The organism is Propionispira raffinosivorans DSM 20765 (assembly GCF_000381065.1).
Taxonomy (GTDB): Bacteria; Bacillota; Negativicutes; order Selenomonadales; family Selenomonadaceae; genus Propionispira; species Propionispira raffinosivorans.
The window spans coordinates 19155-37946 of the sequence record NZ_KB905854.1; the positions used below are offsets into that span (position 1 = coordinate 19155).

General features: G+C 39.1%; 15 protein-coding genes. 14 read left to right on the forward strand and 1 reads right to left on the reverse strand.

Annotation, left to right across the window (positions count from 1 at the left end):
- Positions 1 to 289: 289 nt before the first annotated feature.
- The 5 genes from F606_RS0112460 (at position 290) to F606_RS0112480 (ending at position 6151) form a co-directional block, all read left to right on the forward strand.
- Entirely contained in the window at positions 290 to 2257 is a 1968-nt protein-coding gene (locus F606_RS0112460) for a PASTA domain-containing penicillin-binding protein (protein ID WP_019554227.1), read from the forward strand.
- Positions 2258 to 2428: 171 nt separating this feature from the next.
- Positions 2429 to 3535: an alanine racemase gene (gene alr / locus F606_RS0112465; RefSeq protein ID WP_019554228.1), complete on the forward strand. Its 1107-nt coding sequence runs from the start codon at positions 2429 to 2431 to the stop codon at positions 3533 to 3535.
- Between the two features lie 148 nt (positions 3536 to 3683).
- Positions 3684 to 4958: a serine--tRNA ligase gene (serS, locus tag F606_RS0112470; protein WP_019554229.1), complete on the forward strand. Its 1275-nt coding sequence runs from the start codon at positions 3684 to 3686 to the stop codon at positions 4956 to 4958.
- 132 nt (positions 4959 to 5090) lie between these two features.
- Positions 5091 to 5351 (forward strand): TIGR03905 family TSCPD domain-containing protein, encoded by a 261-nt coding sequence (locus F606_RS0112475; protein WP_019554230.1) that lies wholly within the window; start codon positions 5091 to 5093, stop codon positions 5349 to 5351.
- 32 nt (positions 5352 to 5383) lie between these two features.
- A complete protein-coding gene (locus F606_RS0112480) occupies positions 5384 to 6151 on the forward strand; it encodes a histidinol phosphate phosphatase (protein WP_019554231.1) in 768 nt (255 codons plus the stop codon).
- Between the two features lie 62 nt (positions 6152 to 6213).
- Here F606_RS0112480 and F606_RS0112485 read toward each other — a convergent pair whose 3' ends face one another.
- Positions 6214 to 7011 carry a DeoR/GlpR family DNA-binding transcription regulator gene (locus F606_RS0112485; protein ID WP_019554232.1) on the reverse strand — a complete coding sequence of 266 codons (798 nt, stop codon included), beginning with the start codon at positions 7009 to 7011 and terminating at the stop codon, positions 6214 to 6216.
- Between the two features lie 356 nt (positions 7012 to 7367).
- Here F606_RS0112485 and F606_RS0112490 point away from each other — a divergent pair, with 356 nt between their 5' ends.
- The 9 genes from F606_RS0112490 to F606_RS0112530 all read left to right on the forward strand — a co-directional run bounded on the left by F606_RS0112490 (position 7368) and on the right by F606_RS0112530 (position 18675).
- Positions 7368 to 8519 carry an iron-containing alcohol dehydrogenase gene (locus tag F606_RS0112490; RefSeq protein WP_019554233.1) on the forward strand — a complete coding sequence of 384 codons (1152 nt, stop codon included), beginning with the start codon at positions 7368 to 7370 and terminating at the stop codon, positions 8517 to 8519.
- Positions 8520 to 8554: 35 nt separating this feature from the next.
- Positions 8555 to 9400 carry a class II fructose-bisphosphate aldolase gene (locus F606_RS0112495; RefSeq protein ID WP_019554234.1) on the forward strand — a complete coding sequence of 282 codons (846 nt, stop codon included), beginning with the start codon at positions 8555 to 8557 and terminating at the stop codon, positions 9398 to 9400.
- A 16-nt stretch (positions 9401 to 9416) separates the two neighbouring features.
- Complete coding sequence (gene iolC / locus F606_RS0112500; protein ID WP_019554235.1) at positions 9417 to 10448, forward strand: 5-dehydro-2-deoxygluconokinase; 1032 nt, start codon at positions 9417 to 9419, stop codon at positions 10446 to 10448.
- Complete coding sequence (locus tag F606_RS0112505; RefSeq protein ID WP_019554236.1) at positions 10445 to 11203, forward strand: 5-deoxy-glucuronate isomerase; 759 nt, start codon at positions 10445 to 10447, stop codon at positions 11201 to 11203. Before iolC ends, F606_RS0112505 begins: the two co-directional genes overlap by 4 nt.
- A 55-nt stretch (positions 11204 to 11258) precedes the next feature.
- The gene (iolD, locus tag F606_RS0112510; RefSeq protein ID WP_019554237.1) at positions 11259 to 13205 is read left to right on the forward strand and encodes a 3D-(3,5/4)-trihydroxycyclohexane-1,2-dione acylhydrolase (decyclizing); all 1947 of its coding nucleotides are present in this window, start codon (positions 11259 to 11261) and stop codon (positions 13203 to 13205) included.
- Between the two features lie 278 nt (positions 13206 to 13483).
- The gene (locus tag F606_RS0112515; RefSeq protein WP_019554238.1) at positions 13484 to 14908 is read left to right on the forward strand and encodes a sugar porter family MFS transporter; all 1425 of its coding nucleotides are present in this window, start codon (positions 13484 to 13486) and stop codon (positions 14906 to 14908) included.
- A 331-nt stretch (positions 14909 to 15239) separates the two neighbouring features.
- Positions 15240 to 16127: a myo-inosose-2 dehydratase gene (gene iolE, locus F606_RS0112520; protein ID WP_019554239.1), complete on the forward strand. Its 888-nt coding sequence runs from the start codon at positions 15240 to 15242 to the stop codon at positions 16125 to 16127.
- A gap of 161 nt (positions 16128 to 16288) precedes the next feature.
- The gene (locus tag F606_RS0112525) at positions 16289 to 17704 is read left to right on the forward strand and encodes a GntP family permease (RefSeq protein WP_026329382.1); all 1416 of its coding nucleotides are present in this window, start codon (positions 16289 to 16291) and stop codon (positions 17702 to 17704) included.
- Between the two features lie 44 nt (positions 17705 to 17748).
- Complete coding sequence (locus tag F606_RS0112530) at positions 17749 to 18675, forward strand: DMT family transporter (RefSeq protein WP_019554241.1); 927 nt, start codon at positions 17749 to 17751, stop codon at positions 18673 to 18675.
- Positions 18676 to 18792: the final 117 nt, after the last annotated feature.

An 18792-nucleotide genomic window follows, 5' to 3' on the forward strand; every position in this document is an offset into this window, starting at 1 on the left:
TACTATATAATGTAAAATTTGTGATCAATACATTATATATAAGTTGATTAAAGAAATTGCATCTAGTCTATTAGGTTTCCCAAAATTAGTAGGGAATCGTTTGCTTCCTATGTAATGCCACGGAGCCCTATACCCAACTCCTGACGATTGCCATATAAAATATTTAATGCAACTTATATAGATCATAGGTATTTTAGAAAATAATATAGGTATTTTCTAAAAACAAAGGAACTTTAATGACAGCAAACGAATATATATCACATTGAAATATTTTTAGGAGTGAAGTAGTTTGATTCGATTGCAAGTAAACGTTCAGAAACGTATTGCTATTTTTATAGGATTGATCTTGTGTTTTCTTATCATTTTGTGTGGACGCTATGCTTGGCTGCAACTGGTTCAAGGGGGGCAGCTGGCTGAACGAGTCAAGGCACAAAGCGGTGAACAAAAAGTTTTGCAGTCACCTCGTGGTACTATTTATGATCGCAATGGTCGGGAACTTGCCGTGAGTATGCTGACCAAATCACTTTTTGTCGATCCAAGTAATGTAAAAGATGGCGATCAGCTGGCGGCTGACTTAGCACCGATACTGATGATAAGTGAAGCTGAAATCAAAGCAGACATAGCTCAAGGCGGTGGTTTTGTATGGATTAAACGCCGGCTTGAACATGATGAATCTGAGAAGGTACAAAAACTTATCGATGAACAAGGATTAAATTGTCTGGGTTTTAAAGAAGAAAGCAAGCGTTATTATCCGAATGATATGTTAGCGGCGAATGTAATTGGTTTTGTCGGTACAGATGATTTAGGTCTTGATGGAATTGAACAGGAGTTTAATTCTGTTATGAAAGGTGAATCAAAAAAGCAGTTGTTGTTTACGGACATGCAGGCTCGTCCTATTTTTGATTCTATTTTTTCCAATAGATCCTTTAAGGGAGACCGCTGCAAGGATGTTTATTTGACTCTCGACTCTACGATGCAGTTTATCGTTGAACAAACGCTTGATAAAGCAGTGATCGAAAATAATCCTCGTGCAGTTACAGCGATTGTAATGAATCCACAAACTGGCGAAATTTTAGCTATGGCAAGTCGTCCGTCTTATAATCCAAATAAATTTTATGATTATAAAGCGGCTGATTGGAAAAATAAAGCAGTTTCATTTGTCTATGAACCTGGATCAACATTTAAAGCCGTTGTGGCAGCTGCCGCACTGCAGGAAAATCTCGTTACGCCACAGCAAGTTTTCGTTGATCCCGGATATGTCATGGTATCGGGGCGTCGAATCCAAAACTGGAGCGCAGACAGTTTTGGTACCGTTACGTTTTTGGATGTAGTCAAACAGTCCATCAATACAGGTTTTGTTCAGGTTGGTCTTCGTGTAGGTGCTGAAAAACTGACACATTATGCTAAGCTTTTTGGCTTTGGTCAGCCTACTGGTGTTGAATTACCGGGTGAAGAACAAGGAATTTTATTTGATCCGAAAGATATGCGTGACTCAGATGTGGCAACGATGTCGATTGGGCAAAGCATTGCTGTTACACCACTACAGTTAGTAACAGCAATGTCCGCAATTGCGAATAATGGCGTATTACTAAAACCACATATTTTAAAAGCTGTTAATAACGCCGATGGTTCGACGTATGCGCAAACACAGACGGATACCGTACGTCGTGTTATCGACCAAGATACCGATACGACGTTGGTTGGCATGCTGGAACAGGTTGTAGCTTCTGGTGGTGGCGGCAAGGCAGCGGTAAAAGGATATCGTATTGCCGGTAAGACCGGCACGGCACAAAAAATCCGCGATGATAGCAGAGGCTATATGGAAGGCCATTATATTGCTTCTTTTTGCGGGTTTGCTCCTGTTGAAAATCCACAGATAACAGTTCTCGTGATGATTGATGACCCATCAGGGATCTATTATGGCGGTCAGATTGCTGCACCAATTGCCAAGGAGATTTTTTCACAACTGTTTCGTTATTTGAATATTGCTCCATCAAGTGATCCCTTGGCAGGGCAGCCTAAAAATGCTCAAGTAGAGGGAACCTTTCCGGCAACAGCCATTCCAATGGTGCCTCAGGGCAAAATTCTTGTGCCAGATATGACGGGCAAAAGCCTGCGTCAGGTTTCTGATGAATTGGATGGTCTGGGGCTCGTTATGAAACCAAGCGGTACAGGGATTGCCGTACGGCAAAGCATCGAACCAAATACGATTGTCGATCAGCACACAGAGCTGGCGGTTTATTTTGAAACGAGTTGATGCTGGAGAAAAACGGCTGAATTAACCTTTCAATTTAGAACTGAACGGTGTAAAATAAAAAAAGAATTCAGCAGAGAAAATCTTTAGGTTATAGCTATAAATAAAATTCAGAGAGGCAATACCTGCTATCTGAATTTTATTTTGCAATTATTTAATGAGGGAGTGAACCGTATGCCAAATCGTGCAGTCTGGGCTGAAGTTGATTTAGCAGCCATTGAACACAATATCAGAGAAATTAAGAAAAAAGTGCATGGCGGCGCAAAATTCTGTGCAGTCATCAAAGCGAATGCGTATGGCCACGGGGTTATACCTGTAGCTAGAACGGCGATTGCTGCTGGGGCTGATTATCTGGCAGTAGCAATTTTGAATGAAGCAGTTGAGCTGCGCGATGCAGGCTTTACAGAGCCTGTCTTGATCTTGGGCTTTACACCACTTGAACAGTCGGCTATTCTCGTTGATCGTGGTATTACACAGACTGTATTTTCTTATGAAGCAGCGGAAGCTTTGTCAAAAGAAGCTGTTTTACAGAAAAAAACGGCAAAAATTCATCTGAAAATTGATACGGGGATGAGTCGTATCGGTATTTTACCGGAAGATGCAGGTGAACTTGCCAAAAAAATTCAACAATTACCTCATATTGAATTAGAAGGATTGTTTTCTCATTTTGCCTTAGCTGACAGCCGTGATAAATCGTTTGCGAACGAACAGCTGCAGCGGTTTCAAACAGCCATTGATCTGATCGAAAAACAAGGTATCGATATTCCGCTGAAACATATTGCCAATAGTGCAGCAACATTAGAAATGCCGCAAGCTCATTTTGATATGGTTAGAGCGGGGATTATTCTTTATGGATTATGGCCGTCTGATGAAGTAGAACGCTGCGTGGATCTTCATCCAGCTATGGTTCTTAAGGCGAAAATTGCTTATTTGAAAGAACTGAAAAAAGGGCAGTCGATTGGTTATGGTCGCACATTTATAACCAATCGTGATAGTTTGATTGCGACACTGCCGATTGGCTATGCGGATGGTTATACGCGGCTCTTTTCCGGTAAAGCACAAATTGAGATCGCCGGAAAACGTGCTTTTTTGGTGGGACGTATTTGTATGGATCAATGTATGATTGATGTGACGGATCTTGAAACTGTACATAATGGCGATGAGGTTGTTTTGTTTGGCAGTGCAACGCTGCCAATGGATGAAGCAGCAGCATGGCTGGGTACTATCAATTATGAGCTGGCTTGTATGGTTAGCAGTCGTGTACCGAGAATATATCGTTGAAGACGAATTCATGGAGTAAAATGAATCCAGTAAGGGGATCTGGTTTGACAGAAATTTGAACTATATACTATAATAGAGAGATATATTTGTAAATTATAAGACATAACAGGACGTTTCCCTTGTTTTTAATTATATGGAGGTCGAAGAGATGTTAGATATTAAATTTGTCCGCGATAATCCGGAAAAAGTAGAAGCGGCTTTAAAAAACCGTCGTAGTTCAATGACTCTGGCTGGGTTTATGGAACTAGAAAAAGAACGCCGGGCTATTTTAGGCGAAGTTGAAATACTGAAAAGTCAGCGCAATTCCGTTTCTAAACAGGTTAGCGTGATGAAAAAAAACAATGAAAATACAGATGCAATTGTTCTTGAAATGCGTCAGGTTGGTGAAAAAATCGGTGGCTTGGATAGCCGTCTTAAAGAAGTCGAAGCAGAACTGCGAGATATCATGCTCAGTATTCCCAACATACCAAATGAATCTGTACCGGTAGGCAAAGACGAAAATGATAATCCTGAAGTTAGAAAATGGGGTCAGCCAAAGCAATTTGATTTTACACCGAAGCCACACTGGGAAATTGGTGAGGATTTAGGAATTTTAGATGCTGAACGTGCCGCTAAAGTGACCGGAGCCAGGTTTACTTTTTATAAAGGACTGGGAGCGCGTTTGGAACGTTCTCTCATTAATTTTATGATGGATCTGCATACCGATCAGCATGGTTATACGGAAATGTTAGCACCTTTTATTGCTAACAAAGAAAGCATGATTGGGACTGGACAGCTGCCCAAATTTGCGGATGATATGTTTAAGTTAGAAGGTCTTGATTATTATTTAGTACCAACGGCTGAAGTTCCAACCACCAATTATCATCGTGGCGAAATCCTCGACGGCGATCAATTGCCGGAAAAATATAGTGCATATACGGCTTGCTTTCGTGCTGAAGCAGGATCCGCGGGGCGTGATACACGCGGCCTGATTCGTCAGCATCAATTCAATAAAGTTGAATTGATCAAGTTCGTAAAACCTGAAACATCTTATGATGAATTGGAAAAATTAACGAATGATGCCGAACATGTTTTGCAAATATTGGGACTGCCTTATCATGTGGTACTGCTTTGCACGGGAGATATGGGCTTCACGGCGGCAAAAACGTATGATATTGAAGTGTGGCTGCCAAGTGCTGATATGTATCGCGAAATTTCATCCTGTTCAAATACGGAATCATATCAGGCACGTCGTGCTGATATTAAATTCCGTCGGGATGCAAAATCAAAACCGGAGTTTGTTCATACTTTAAATGGTTCCGGTTTAGCTGTAGGACGAACCGTGGCAGCTATTTTGGAAAATTATCAACAAGCAGATGGCTCGGTTATTGTTCCTGAGGCATTGCGTAAATATATGGGCGTGGATATTATTAAAAAAGCATAAGGTTTTTGAACTGTATTCATCTTTCTCGAGATGAATACAGTTTTTTTGATGTGATGCTTCGCTGCGAACTATTTACAAATCTGTTGATTTCGTTATAATAAGAACTATACTATTTGTTAGGAGTGTTTAGTAATGAGTACTTATGTATATAAAACCAAGGGAACATGTTCCCGTCAAATTAGCATTGATTTAGAAGGAACAACCATTAAAAAAGTAGAATTTGAAGGTGGTTGCGCCGGTAATTTAAGTGGTATATCACAAATTGTAGAAGGCATGGATATGGATTTTGTTATTGCAAAATTTGCTGGTAATACTTGTGGCCCAAGGTCGACATCTTGTCCAGATCAATTAGCGAAAGCTTTGCAAGAAGCCTATGCAGCCGAAAACGCATAAGATCGAGATCAATAGAAAGAAGGCTGGTTCGCATGATATTTGATACCCATCTTCACACGAAAGTGTCGGCCGATTCCGAAATGCAGATAACAGAGGCTTTGACCAGAGCCCGTGAACTGAAGCTTGGTTTAATCGTAACAGAACATATGGATTTTGATTATCCAGATCCAAGTTTTATCTTTGATCCGCAAGCTTATTTTACTGAATATGCCAGCTATAGGAGTGAGTCTTTATTGCTTGGTGTGGAAATTGGTATGCAGGAATCCTGCTATGAAAAAAGTCGTGCTTTGGCAGAGGAAAACCAATTTGATTACGTTATTGGCTCAATTCATTTATTGGAGCATACCGGAGATATATATTATCCAGCTTTTTACGGAAATCGACTGAAACAGGAAGTGTATTCGATTTATTTTAAGACGATGGCAGATTCTGTGAAGCAGTATTCTTTTATTGATGCCTTGGGACATATTGATTATATTGCACGATATGCTCCTTATGCGGAACCAGAAATTTATTATCATGAATTTGCCGAGCAGATTGATGAAGTATTACAAGCCTTGATAGCACATGATACCGTCATAGAACTGAACACGCGGCGATTAGGTGACCGTTCTGTCATTAAATCCCTGGCACCTATTTATAAGCGATACTATGATTTGGGTGGACGTTATGTAACGCTTGGTTCCGATGCACATAAAATGGTCGATATTGGCAGTCATTTTACGGCGGCAAAGGAATTAAGTGAATGGTGCAATTTGAAAATGGTGTATTTTAAAAATCGGCGAATGCAGTATGTATAAATTTTAAAAAGAAACCTTCGTATGACAAGTATAGAATATTTGTCAGGCGAAGGTTTCTTTTTTCATAATTTGTAAAAATTTTCTTCTTGCGAAAAATTTGTTTGATTTGTGAGGAGCTTCACTTTATGTTTGCTGAGGTAGGTTAAATACTCCACAGGTGGTTCTTTATCGACAATGAGGTAATTGAGATCGCTGATTTCACAGTAGGTCATTAGAGAGGAAACATTAATTTTTGAAGAATCAATGAGTAACACTTTCATATTATTTTTCTGGGCAAGATAGCGTTTGATTTCGCATTCGAGAGGAGAAGCATTCGTTACACCGTTTTCTAGTGAGATCCCAGTTGAAGCAAGAAATGTTTTTGATATATTATAGTTGTTTAAACAGTTTACAACACTAGGACCAACGAATGCATTAGATGGCAGGTATAGAGAGCCGCCAGTCGCGATGATATTGAGTTGGCTGTATGCTGCTGCCAGGTTGATGACATGGACGCTGGCCGTTACAATTGTTAGATTTTTCTTTTCGGCAAGATATGGGATCATATGCATTGTAGTTGTTCCTGAATCAATATAGATAACATCACCGTCACAGACAAGATCAGCTGCCAAGCGAGCAATTTGCTTCTTTAAAGATGGGTTTTTTATTTCGCGGGTAGCAAATGGCTCAGGGGATTCTGTACTATGTTTCAGCATGATTCCACCATATACTTTCGTTATAATACCGTGCTTTTCAAGTTCAGCAATATCGCGGCGAATCGTATTTTTGGATACATCAAAAATTTCACAAAGTTTATTGATGGAAATACTATCGGAATCTTCGAGGATTTCTTCAATCTTGTTTAAGCGGTTAATTTTCATAAATTTTCCCCTGTTCTCTTTTGATTTTCGTAGATCTTCACACATGCTCATAATGTATTCATAAAAATAAGCATATTTTGAGTATGTTACTTATGCTTTATTATAAATGTCTTTCCTTGAATATACAAGTTATTTTCACAAAGACCGGTATGGATGTTTATTTTCACTCTATATAACTATTAATAATTTAAATCTAATATGAAATTATTAATAGTTATGGACGAATAATAAAAATTAATAAAGCATGAAAAACTATTGACAAAAAGAAGTAAATGTATTAACTTATAACCATAAGGTAATCAAAAGATTATCAAGATAATAATAAAATATACTCAGTTATATAAGGGGTGTTCATAGTGGGGAATGTATTTTTAGTGCCAGCAAAAATAATATCCGGTGTAGATGTTATAAATGAACTTGGTATACATATTGCAGGAAAAGGCACAAAAGCACTGATTGTTACGGATAAATTTATGGTTCAATTTGGCAATGCTGCAAAAGTTACAGCAGTTTTAGATAGGGAACATATTGATTATGTTATTTATGATGGAGCGAATAGTGAACCAACCGATACCATTGTTGCAGATGGTGTTGCGCTTTATAAAAAAGAGCAATGTGATTTTTTGATTGCCTTAGGCGGAGGCAGTCCCATTGATACGGCAAAAGCCATTGGCTTTATGGCGAATTCATCGGGGCATATCCGAGAATATCTCCATAAAACAATTGATGAAAAAGTTCCTTATCTTGTTGCAATACCAACTACGGCGGGAACTGGTTCAGAAGCGACTAAATTTACAATTATTGCCGATACAAAAAACAATGTTAAAATGCTTTTAGCAGGTCCTTCAATTTTGCCGGCTCTTGCCGTTATTGATCCTGTTTTTACGATGACTGCTCCACCAAAAGTAACATCGGCAACCGGGGTTGATGCTTTAACACATGCGATAGAAGCCTATACCTCTCGCAAAGCACAGCCGCTTTCCGATATATTCGCGCTGTCAGCAATTAAAAAAATTCATAAAAATCTACCGATTTGCTTTCATGATGCGAAAAATGAAGCTTCAAGATTGCAGCTGTCATTAGGTGCGAATGAAGCTGGAATTGCTTTTAATAATGCTTCCGTCACATTGGTTCACGGCATGAGTCGGCCAATTGGAGCACTTTTTCATATTGCACATGGTGTATCAAATGCGGTGTTATTGCCAGCTTGTCTCGAGTTTGCGATTGAAGACAATACGAAACGATTCGCGGAGATTGGCAGGCTCATGGAAGTTGCTGATCAAAAAACCGATGATAAAACTGCGGCCAAGGCCATGGTAAAAGAAGTCAGCCGCTTTTGTAAAGAAATAGAAATTCCAACAATGGCGGAATTGGGTGTGCGGAAAGAAGACTTTATGTCAAAGCTTGATAAAATGGCAGAAGATGCCTTAGACAGCGGCAGCCCACAAAATACGTTTCGGAGTCCAACAAAAGAACAAATTATTGAAATATACAAAAAATTGTTTTAATTTTAAGAATATATTACTTTAAAGGAGGACAAAAAATGCCACTCGTAAAATTAAGCGAACTTTTAAATGATGTAACAGACAATACCTATGCAGTTGGCTCCTTTAATGTTTCGAATATGGAAATGGCAATGGGAGCGGTGCAGGCAGCAGAAGAACTAAATGCACCACTGATTTTGCAAATTGCGGAAGGTCGGCTTAAATATTCACCACTGGAAATTCTGGGACCGATGATGGTGGCGGCAGCCAGACAGGCAAAAGTACCAACAGCGGTGCATCTTGATCATGGCTTTACACTGGAAACAATCCAATTAGCACTGGATGTTGGTTTTACTTCTGTAATGTTTGATGGTTCGAAATATTCCCTCAAGGAAAACATAGAAAAAACAAAAGCTGTAAAAGCATTGGCAAGTCGCTATGGTGCTGATGTTGAAGGTGAAATTGGTCGTGTTGGCGGAGCCGAAGGTGATTATAAAAGTGTGGATATACTTTTGACAAGTGTAGCGGAAGCGGTTCAGTTTGCGGAAGAGACTGGTGTTGATGCTTTGGCCATTGCCATTGGGACAGCACATGGCAATTATAAAGAACAGCCAAAGCTTAACATTGAAAGATTGAAAGAAATTGCCGCAGTCGTCAAGTGCCCGCTCGTACTGCATGGTGGGACTGGACTTACGGATGCTGATTTCAAAAATTGTTTAGCAAACGGTATTAAAAAAATTAATATTGCTACGGCATCCTATGATCATATTGCAAAACGGGTAAAACTTTTACTGAAAACGAAACCCGAAGCGAATTATTTTGATTTAAGTCATGAAACAGTGGCGGCTGCTTGTGAAAACATTGAGCATCATATGTTGATTTTTGGATTAAAAGACAAAGCTTGAAGGAGGCAGATTAAAAATGGCAGTGATAGAGTTTGATCAGACGAAAAGCAGGGATTTGGTTTTAATTGGCCGCGTAACGATTGACTTCAATCCGAATGAATTAAATCGTACGCTTGATAGAGTTGAAACGTTTTCGATGTATCTTGGCGGGTCACCGGGGAATATGGCCGTTGGTGTTAATAAATTAGGTAAAAATGTTGGATTTATCGGTTGCGTATCCAATGATCAATTTGGCACGTTTATCCTTAATTATTTTAAGGAACGCAAGATTGATATATCACAAATGGTCAGAGCACAGCATGGTGAAAATTTAGGGCTGACATTCACGGAAATATCGAGTCCAACGGATAGCCAAATATTGATGTATCGAAATGATGTGGCAGATCTGCAGATTTCACCGCAGGATGTCTCAGAAAAATATATTGCCGATAGTAAGATTTTACTGGTTTCAGGCACAGCTTTGGCGGCAAGTCCATCTCGCGAAGCTTGTCTTTTAGCTGTACAATATGCAAAAAAACATGGTGTTAAAGTCATTTTTGACATTGACTATCGCGACTATACTTGGAAATCAAAAGAAGAGTTGGCAATTTATTATTCTTTGCTGGGGAAGATGAGTGATATTATAATTGGGTCCCGCGAGGAATTTAATTTAATGGAAAATATACCGGAAGAAAATGGAATTGCTGATCACGAATTGGCGGATGCTTATATTGCGCATGGCAATCAAATTGTTATCATCAAACACGGAAAAAAAGGATCAATTGCCTATAGTGCGGATAAAACAGCTTATAAAATTGATTCTTATAATATCAAATTGTTGAAATCTTTTGGTGGTGGCGACGCATACGGTTCTGCTTTTGTCTATGGCTTACTTGAAGGCTGGTCGCTGCCCGAAGCATTGAAATATGCGACGGCACATGCTGCAATGGTTGTTGCCAGTCATAGTTGCTCTAATGCAATGCAGACGGCAGAGCAGATTCGAGATTTTATTGAAAAACATAAAGAGGAACAAGTCGTTACAAAATTAGATTGGAGTGAAAAAATATGAAATTTGGGCGGTTAGACAAACTTCAGCATGGTTATAATGCAATGACAACTTGTGATAGCAAAATGTTAATGGATATTGGCTATCAGGTAATGGAACCAAAAGAAATTTTGAGCTTTATTGATACAACGAAAGAAACAGCTTTTGTTATTTTAACTGGACAGATCAGCATAACTTGGGATGAAAAAACTGAGACTATGGAACGCAGATCTTTGTTTGATGAAAATCCATATTGTTTGCATGTACCAGTCAATACACAAGTACAAATAAAAGCAGTATCAGCAGCAGAAATATTGATTCAAAAAACAGAAAATGAAAAATTGTTTCCAGCTAAATTTTATCGTCCTGCAGACGTGCAGTGCGATCAATTTGGTGCAGGAATGTGGAATGGTACGGCTGAACGAACCGTTCGAACAATTTTTGATTATACCAATGCACCCTATTCAAATATGGTCAACGGCGAAGTTATCAACCGCCCAGGACGCTGGTCCGGCTATATTCCGCATACGCATCCGCAGCCTGAAGTATATACATATAAATTTGATAAACCGCAGGGATTTGGTTGTTCTCTTATCGGTGAGGAAGCATTTAAAATTTCACATAATAGTTGGTCGGCGATTCCGGGGGGAGATAGTCATCCTCAGGTTACGGCACCTGGTTATGCAATGTGGTATAGCTGGATGATTCGCCATTTACCAGGAGATCCATGGAATAAAACAAGAACAGATGATCCGGATCATGTATGGTTATTGGAGTAAGTTGTTAAAATTTTGTAATTTTAAGGTATGACAGATCACGAAAGGGTGGAATGAAATGGCAAATACGATTAAACTCACAGTAGCGCAGGCTCTTGTTAAATTTTTAAATAATCAGTATATTGAATTTGATGGTAAACAAAATAGAATGTTCAAAGGTATTTTTACTATTTTTGGGCATGGTAATGTAATTGGGTTAGGACAGGCATTGGAGGAAGATCCAGGAGAACTGGTTGTACATCAGGGACGCAATGAACAAGGCATGGCTCATGCGGCGATGGGGTTTGCCAAGCAAAAAATGCGTAAACAGATTTATGCTTGTACTTCATCGGTTGGACCTGGTGCGGCCAATATGGTGACAGCAGCAGCAACAGCAACTGCCAATTGTATTCCAGTGCTATTTTTACCAGGCGATGTCTATGCGACGCGTCAACCGGATCCAGTATTGCAGCAGATGGAGCAACCGAGTAATTTGTCTATTAGCACAAATGACGCGTTTAAGGCTGTCAGCAAGTATTGGGACAGAATTACTCGCCCGGAAATTCTCATGTCGGCTTGTATCAATGCAATGCGTGTGCTTACGGACCCAGCCGATACGGGGGCGGTTACAATTGCGCTGCCGCAGGATGTAGAAGGTGAAGCCTATGATTATCCGGAATATTTCTTCCAAAAGCGTGTTCATCGTATTGACCGTCGTCCGGCGACAAAAGCAATGGTTGCTGATGCGGTGGATATTATTACGCGCAAGAAAAAGCCGATTATTATTTTCGGCGGAGGGGTAAAATATTCAGAAGCTGTTGAAATGTACAAAGAATTTGCCGAAACCTATAATATTCCCATCGCTGAAACACAAGCTGGTCGTGGTGCAATTGTGTGGAATCATCCATTAAATCTTGGCGGCATTGGTGAAACAGGTGGTTTGGCTGCAAATATGATTGCTAAAGAAGCAGATTTAGTTATTGGTGTAGGCACACGTTATACGGATTTTACAACATCTTCGAAATGGTTGTTTCAAAATCCAGATGTGGAATTCCTTAATATCAATGTATCTGAATTCCATGCTGCTAAAATGGATGGAGTACAGATTATAGCCGATGCAAAAGCGGGTTTGGCGGCAATTGAGGAAATTCTTAGTACAACAGATTGGAAAACAGCGTATACAGATGAAATAAAGATAGCAAAAAGGAAATATGATACTGAGATAGATCGTGTTTATAACGTAGAATACACAGGTGTAGGCTTCATTCCTGAAATTGATGACAGCTTAGATCGCGAAAAAGTGTTTGCTGAATATCAAGCAATTACGGGGTCTTGTCTCACACAATCGCGTGCTTTAGGTGTATTAAATGAATGTTTGAATGATACAGATATTATTGTAGGTTCTTCAGGCAGTCTGCCGGGAGATTTGCAGAGGGCGTGGCGCGTAAAAGGATCCAATACATATCATGTGGAATATGGATTTTCCTGTATGGGTTATGAAGTTAATGCGGCACTTGGTGTAAAGCTGGCTGAACCAGATAAAGAAGTGTATTCTTTTCTAGGCGATGGTTCATATATGATGCTTCATTCAGAATTACCAACCTCTATTCAAGAACGCAAAAAAATCAATGTTATATTATTTGATAATATGACGTTTGGCTGTATCAATAATTTACAGATTGAACATGGACAAGGCAGCTTTGGTACAGAATTTAGATTTAGAAATCAAGCAACAGGTAAGCTTGATGGCGGGTTTGTGCCGATTGATTTTGCGATGAATGCAGCATCTTATGGCTGCAAGACATATACTGTTAAAACGGTAGAAGAACTGAAAACTGCACTTATTGACTCGAAAAAGCAAACTGTATCTACTTTAATTGATATTAAAGTATTACCGAAAACCATGGTGCATAAATATGGATCTTGGTGGCGTGTCGGCGTTGCGGAAGTTTCAAAAAGTCAAAAAGTACACGATGTTTATGAAAATGTAATTTTACCTCATTTGGCTGAAGCTAGGAAATACTAAAAGGTTCTTTTGATATACGAAATCCGCATAAAATATTTATTACTGACATATATTATAAAAATGGCATTGCGGGTTTCGTTTTATCTTTAGATAGGTGACCCAGGATTATCCAGTAGAATAGACTGAATAGTTTTAATTTTGAGTTATGAATTTGTAAGAACCGTAATGAAAATTTCTTAATCTTTTAATTTCTTAAAATATAATACTGCTTCAGGATATTCTCGCAAATTACTATTTTATAAAGTCTATTAAAGACTAAATGATGAGGGGGAAATAGTATGGGACAACAGAAAACACCTAAGCAATTTTTAAGAACAGTCACAATTATATCTACATTTGGAGGTTTGCTTTTTGGGTATGATACGGGTGTGGTCAATGGTGCATTGCCGTACATGGCACTTCCCGATCAATTAAATCTTACACCATTTACAGAAGGACTTGTCGCGAGTGGGCTTCTATTTGGAGCGGCAATTGGTTCATTTTTGGGTGGACGCATTTCCGATGCAAAGGGTCGCAGAAAAATGCTTTTAATGCTTGCCGTTATTTTCTTTTTTGCAACAATTGGCTGCACATTATCACCAACCGTTGAAGTTATGGTATGCTTTAGATTTTTGCTGGGGTTAGCAGTTGGGGGTGCATCTGTAACGGTGCCAGCATATTTAGCTGAAATGTCACCAGCGGAAAATCGTGGACGAATGGTCACGCAAAATGAACTGATGATTGTAAGTGGTCAGTTATGTGCTTTTGTTTTTAATGCAATCATTGGTGTAAGTTTTGGTGAAAGCGCACATGTTTGGCGTTACATGTTAGTAATTGCCTCGCTTCCAGCGGTTGTGCTCTGGTTTGGAATGCTGGCGATGCCAGAAAGCCCAAGATGGCTTGTGATGAATGGTAAAATTGGTGAAGCTCTTAAAGTTTTGAAACAGGCCAGAGATGAAGGTCGCGCGATTGCTGAGTTAAATGAAATTCAGGATAATCTGGCACAAGAAACAAGTATTGAAAAAGCAACACTAAAAGATCTTACAACGCCTTGGGTGAGGCGAATTGTCTTTATCGCTATGGGGATTGCAATTTGCCAGCAGATATCGGGCGTAAATTCAATTATGTATTACGGAACGCAGATTTTGCAAAAAGCGGGATTTAGTACAGAAGCAGCACTGATTGGTAACATTGCGAATGGTGTAATTTCGGTGTCGGCTACATTTTTTGGCATTTGGATGATGGGCCGTCATGGGCGCCGACCACTCTTAATGACAGGTCAGATTGGTACGATTTGTGCACTGTTTTTAATTGGAACATTTTCCAATGTATTAGAAGGAACTACCATATTGCCATATGTTGTACTTTCATTGACTGTAACTTTCTTATTTTTTCAACAAGGTTTTTTGTCACCAATTACCTGGTTGATGCTTTCCGAAGTTTTTCCGATGAGACTTCGTGGGATGGGCATGGGCTTAACGGTTTTATGTTTATGGATCACAAATTTCTTCGTTGGTTTAAGTTTTCCTGTATTAATGGATGCATTTGGACTATCGCATACATTTTTTGCGTTTGTAGGAATTGGTCTTTTTGGGTTACTATTTGCGTATAAATTTGTTCCAGAAACGAGAGGCCGCTCCTTAGAACAGATCGAACAAGATTTTAGAAATCATGGCAAAAAAAAAGCAGAAACACTGACTAAAGCGAGTACTTCTGCAGAATGATAAGAGGTGCAGGATGATAATTACATATAAAAAAGAACGCTATGGTTCAGTCCCGCTAAGACCTGAGAACCAGCACTGCAAAGCAGGCCTCGCATAAATTGCGAATAACGTCCTAAGTGTTACATCCTAATACTAGAGTTATTTTTTTAACTTGTCAATGTCTGATCGAGTTTCTCTGTGTTGTTTAACAGCAGGTTATCTAATTAATGATAGACTGCTGTTAAAATTAAATTACAATTAAGCTAAGCGAAATTTTTCGGGGAATAGGATGATCAAATGACAAAAAAATTATAAATATACAGATTAGTAGAATGAATTGGAGGAAAATGAAATGGCAGATATAACATTGGGTATTGCACCGATTGCTTGGACAAACGATGATATGCCCGATCTTGGAAAAGAAAATACATTTGAACAATGTGTCAGCGAAATGGCCCTGGCTGGCTTTACAGGGTGCGAAGTTGGTGGTAAATATCCACGAGATACAGAGGTTTTACAAAAAGCACTAAAACTTCGCAATATGTCAATTGCCAGCGCTTGGTTTAGTTCATTTTTAACAACGAAACCATTACAAGAAACAGTAACGGCTTTTATTGAACATCGGGATTTTCTCTTTGCCATGGGCGCAAAGGTTATTGTTGTTGCTGAACAAGGGCATAGTGTTCAGGGAATGCTCAATACACCCGTATTTGCGGGGAAACCATATTTTACAGATATGGAATGGGACAAACTTGTCCAAGGACTTAATAAACTAGGTGAACTGGCAAAAGAAAAGGGCATGAAAGTCGTGTATCATCATCATATGGGGACTGGTGTCCAAACTGAAAGTGAAATTGATAAACTGATGGAAATGACAGATCCAGCATTGGTATATCTTTTATTTGATACGGGTCATTTAGTCTGTTCAGGTGAAGATTATCTGGGCATTCTCCAAAAATACTTACCGCGTATCCAGCATATCCATTTAAAGGATATTCGTAAGAATATAGTTAAACAGGTTAAGGAAAAAAATATGAGTTTCCTTGATGGCGTTCGAGCTGGTATGTTTACGGTTCCTGGCGATGGAGATGTTGATTTTGCGCCAGTATTTGACCTTGTTAATAAAAGTCAGTATCAGGGTTGGTATATTGTCGAAGCAGAACAAGATCCAGCTAAGGCAAATCCTCTGGAATATGCACAAATAGCAAGAAAATATATCAGAGAACAGGCAAAATTGTAATATTCAGCAATACAATTTTTTATGTTAAATTTATAGGTTAGGCTGGTAGGGGTGCTGTGAAAATAAATATACCTATTTTAGATGAATTTCTAAAATTGAGGTTGGCTTATTGGCCATATTTATTTCGCAGCAGCTCATTTTTTATAGATGGGGTGATTTTCGTGGGACTTACAATGATTGTAATCAGTTTACTGTTGCTTATGTTTTTTGCGTATCGAGGTTATTCTATTATTTTTATTGCCCCATTGTTTGCTATTGTAGCTGCGATCGGCAGCGGGCATGCAGCTATGCCGATTTATAGTGAGATTTATATGACTAAGGCCGCAGAATATATTAAAACGTATTATCCGGTTTTTTTATTGGGAGCAGTTTTTGCTAAAATCATGGAAGAAGGTGGGTTGGCCGCAGCTGTAGCCGAAAAAATTGTATCCACATTGGGAAAAGAAAAAGCGATTCTGGCTATACTTTTGGGGTGTGGTGTTCTAACATACGGTGGATTAAGTGTATTTGTTGTTGCTTTTGTAATGTATCCGTTTTCAGCAATTTTATTTAAAGAAGCAGATATTCCGAAACGTTTGTTGCCGGCATTGCTTTGGATGGGGATTTTTACATATAGCATGGTAGCCATCCCAGGAACACCGCAAATTCAAAATATTATTCCAACTTCTTTTTTTGGAACGACGACTTGGGCCGGTATAGGGTTGGGGCTTATTGGTGCAGTTCTTTATTTTTTGATTGCCTGGGGCTGGATTCGTCATCGCCATATAAAATTAAAAGCCCGTGGTGAAGGCTATGGTAAACATGTATTAAATGAGCCAGAGGTAGCAAAAGAAGCTTTACCAGATTGGCGATTGTCAGCATTGCCGCTTCTGTTAGTTATTGTTTTAAATTTATTGATAAGTAATCCATTCCATTGGGCGTGGGCCTATCATTGGGATAGCAGCAGTTTGGATTCCTTTTTACCATTAAATTTGTCTTTATTGGCATCCAGTGTTGATAAAGTACAGGCAATCTGGTCGATTAATGCAGCACTTGTAATCAGCAGTATAGCAGCTGCTGTGATTGGCAAAAAACGCTTACAAGGAAAAGGTGGTGTGGTACATCCCATTAATAGTGGTGCGATTGGGTCAACCAGTGCAATTTTAAATGTTGCTTCTGGGTATGCTTTTGGTTGTGTTATTGCGGCCTTACCGGCATTTCAGGTCATTCGAGAAATGCTGTTAGGTATAACTTTTGGCGGCGGACCGCTTTTGTCAGTGATTTTTACGACCAATATTATGACGGCAGTGACTGGATCTTCTTCAGGAGGGATGACGATTGCTCTTGGAATGCTGGGACAGCAATGGCTTGATTGGGCACAGCAAATTGGCATGTCACCAGAAGTTTTACACCGTATAATCTGTATGGCTTCGGAGTGTATAGATACAGTACCTCAAGCTGGGGCATTGGTGACCCTTATGGCAGTTTGTGGGCTTACGCACAAAGAATCTTATTATGATGTTATAATTTTAACAGGGCTAAAGACCGCGGTAGTATTTATCTGCTTAGCAATTTATACATTAACTGGACTGGTCTGAGTGATATCGAGGGATAGGGATAAGATCATTAAGAAGGAATTCATATGGAAAATAAAAACAAGACCTATTTTTTGTTGGTAATTGCGACAGCTTTTTGGGGAATTCAGCCACTTTGTATCAAACTGCTTGTTACAAAGTGGACACCAGTGACAATCACCTGCGCCCGCTACTTTGTAATCAGTGGGATACTTTTCTTTATTTTATACCTGCGGAAGGATAAAGGTTTGTTCCCACCGCAAAAATGTCTTTTCCCTTTGATTCTCATGGGGATTATGGGGATTGCGATAAACAATATTGCCCAGTTTACGGGGCTGCAGTATTCTACTATTATTAATTGCACGCTTATTTCCGCTACCTCACCGGCTATTACAGCTTTTTTATCAGCTATCTGTATTAAAGAACGTCTTAATGGCATACAATGGATGGGAATTGGAATTTCTTTTGCGGGAGTATTATGTATAATAAGCCATGGTTCCCTAACATTTATATTATATAGTGAGTTTAATCGGGGCGATATTTTGTTTTTTATCTGTCAGCTTAGTTGGACCCTTTATTCGATAATCGGTCTTAAAGTTATGCATCAAATATCGGCACTTGCTGCAACTGCCTGGGCGGGCTTTTTTGGAGCAACGTTTACAGCTCTTTATGGTTTAATCGTTGAGGAGGTACATTTTTTGCCATTATTCGTACCAGCAGTTGCGGCATTTATGTATACGGTAATTTGTGGTGGTGTCTTAGCAATGTTATTTTGGAACATGGGCGTAAAAGATGCTGGTCCGAGCTTGACAGCAATTTTCCAAAATATTACACCAGTTGTTGGTGTAATAGGGGGAACCATATTTTTTAATGAAATAATCGGACGGGCTGATATTGTTGGTGCTATAGGAATTTTTGCTGGTGTATATCTAACGATGCACAGTAATAAAGTACAAGAATATCTAGCACGATGTTGGTTGAAAAAAAGTATTTAATCTAGGGATAAATATCGAGTTCACAGACAAAGTTGTGGGACTCGATGTTTTTGACGTATGATAAAAAAATAAATTGTAATATCTTAATAAAATATATTGACTTTAACAATAACTAAT

Bases quoted from the DNA above. Each gene is read 5' to 3' on its own strand.
- alr (WP_019554228.1), top strand. From the start codon at position 2,429: ATGCCAAATCGTGCAGTCTGGGCTGAAGTTGATTTAGCAGCCATTGAA.
- serS (WP_019554229.1), top strand. From the start codon at position 3,684: ATGTTAGATATTAAATTTGTCCGCGATAATCCGGAAAAAGTAGAAGCG.
- F606_RS0112475 (WP_019554230.1), top strand. From the start codon at position 5,091: ATGAGTACTTATGTATATAAAACCAAGGGAACATGTTCCCGTCAAATT.
- F606_RS0112480 (WP_019554231.1), top strand. From the start codon at position 5,384: ATGATATTTGATACCCATCTTCACACGAAAGTGTCGGCCGATTCCGAA.
- F606_RS0112485 (WP_019554232.1), bottom strand. From the start codon at position 7,011: ATGAAAATTAACCGCTTAAACAAGATTGAAGAAATCCTCGAAGATTCC.
- F606_RS0112495 (WP_019554234.1), top strand. From the start codon at position 8,555: ATGCCACTCGTAAAATTAAGCGAACTTTTAAATGATGTAACAGACAAT.
- iolC (WP_019554235.1), top strand. From the start codon at position 9,417: ATGGCAGTGATAGAGTTTGATCAGACGAAAAGCAGGGATTTGGTTTTA.
- F606_RS0112505 (WP_019554236.1), top strand. From the start codon at position 10,445: ATGAAATTTGGGCGGTTAGACAAACTTCAGCATGGTTATAATGCAATG.
- iolD (WP_019554237.1), top strand. From the start codon at position 11,259: ATGGCAAATACGATTAAACTCACAGTAGCGCAGGCTCTTGTTAAATTT.
- F606_RS0112515 (WP_019554238.1), top strand. From the start codon at position 13,484: ATGGGACAACAGAAAACACCTAAGCAATTTTTAAGAACAGTCACAATT.
- iolE (WP_019554239.1), top strand. From the start codon at position 15,240: ATGGCAGATATAACATTGGGTATTGCACCGATTGCTTGGACAAACGAT.
- F606_RS0112530 (WP_019554241.1), top strand. From the start codon at position 17,749: ATGGAAAATAAAAACAAGACCTATTTTTTGTTGGTAATTGCGACAGCT.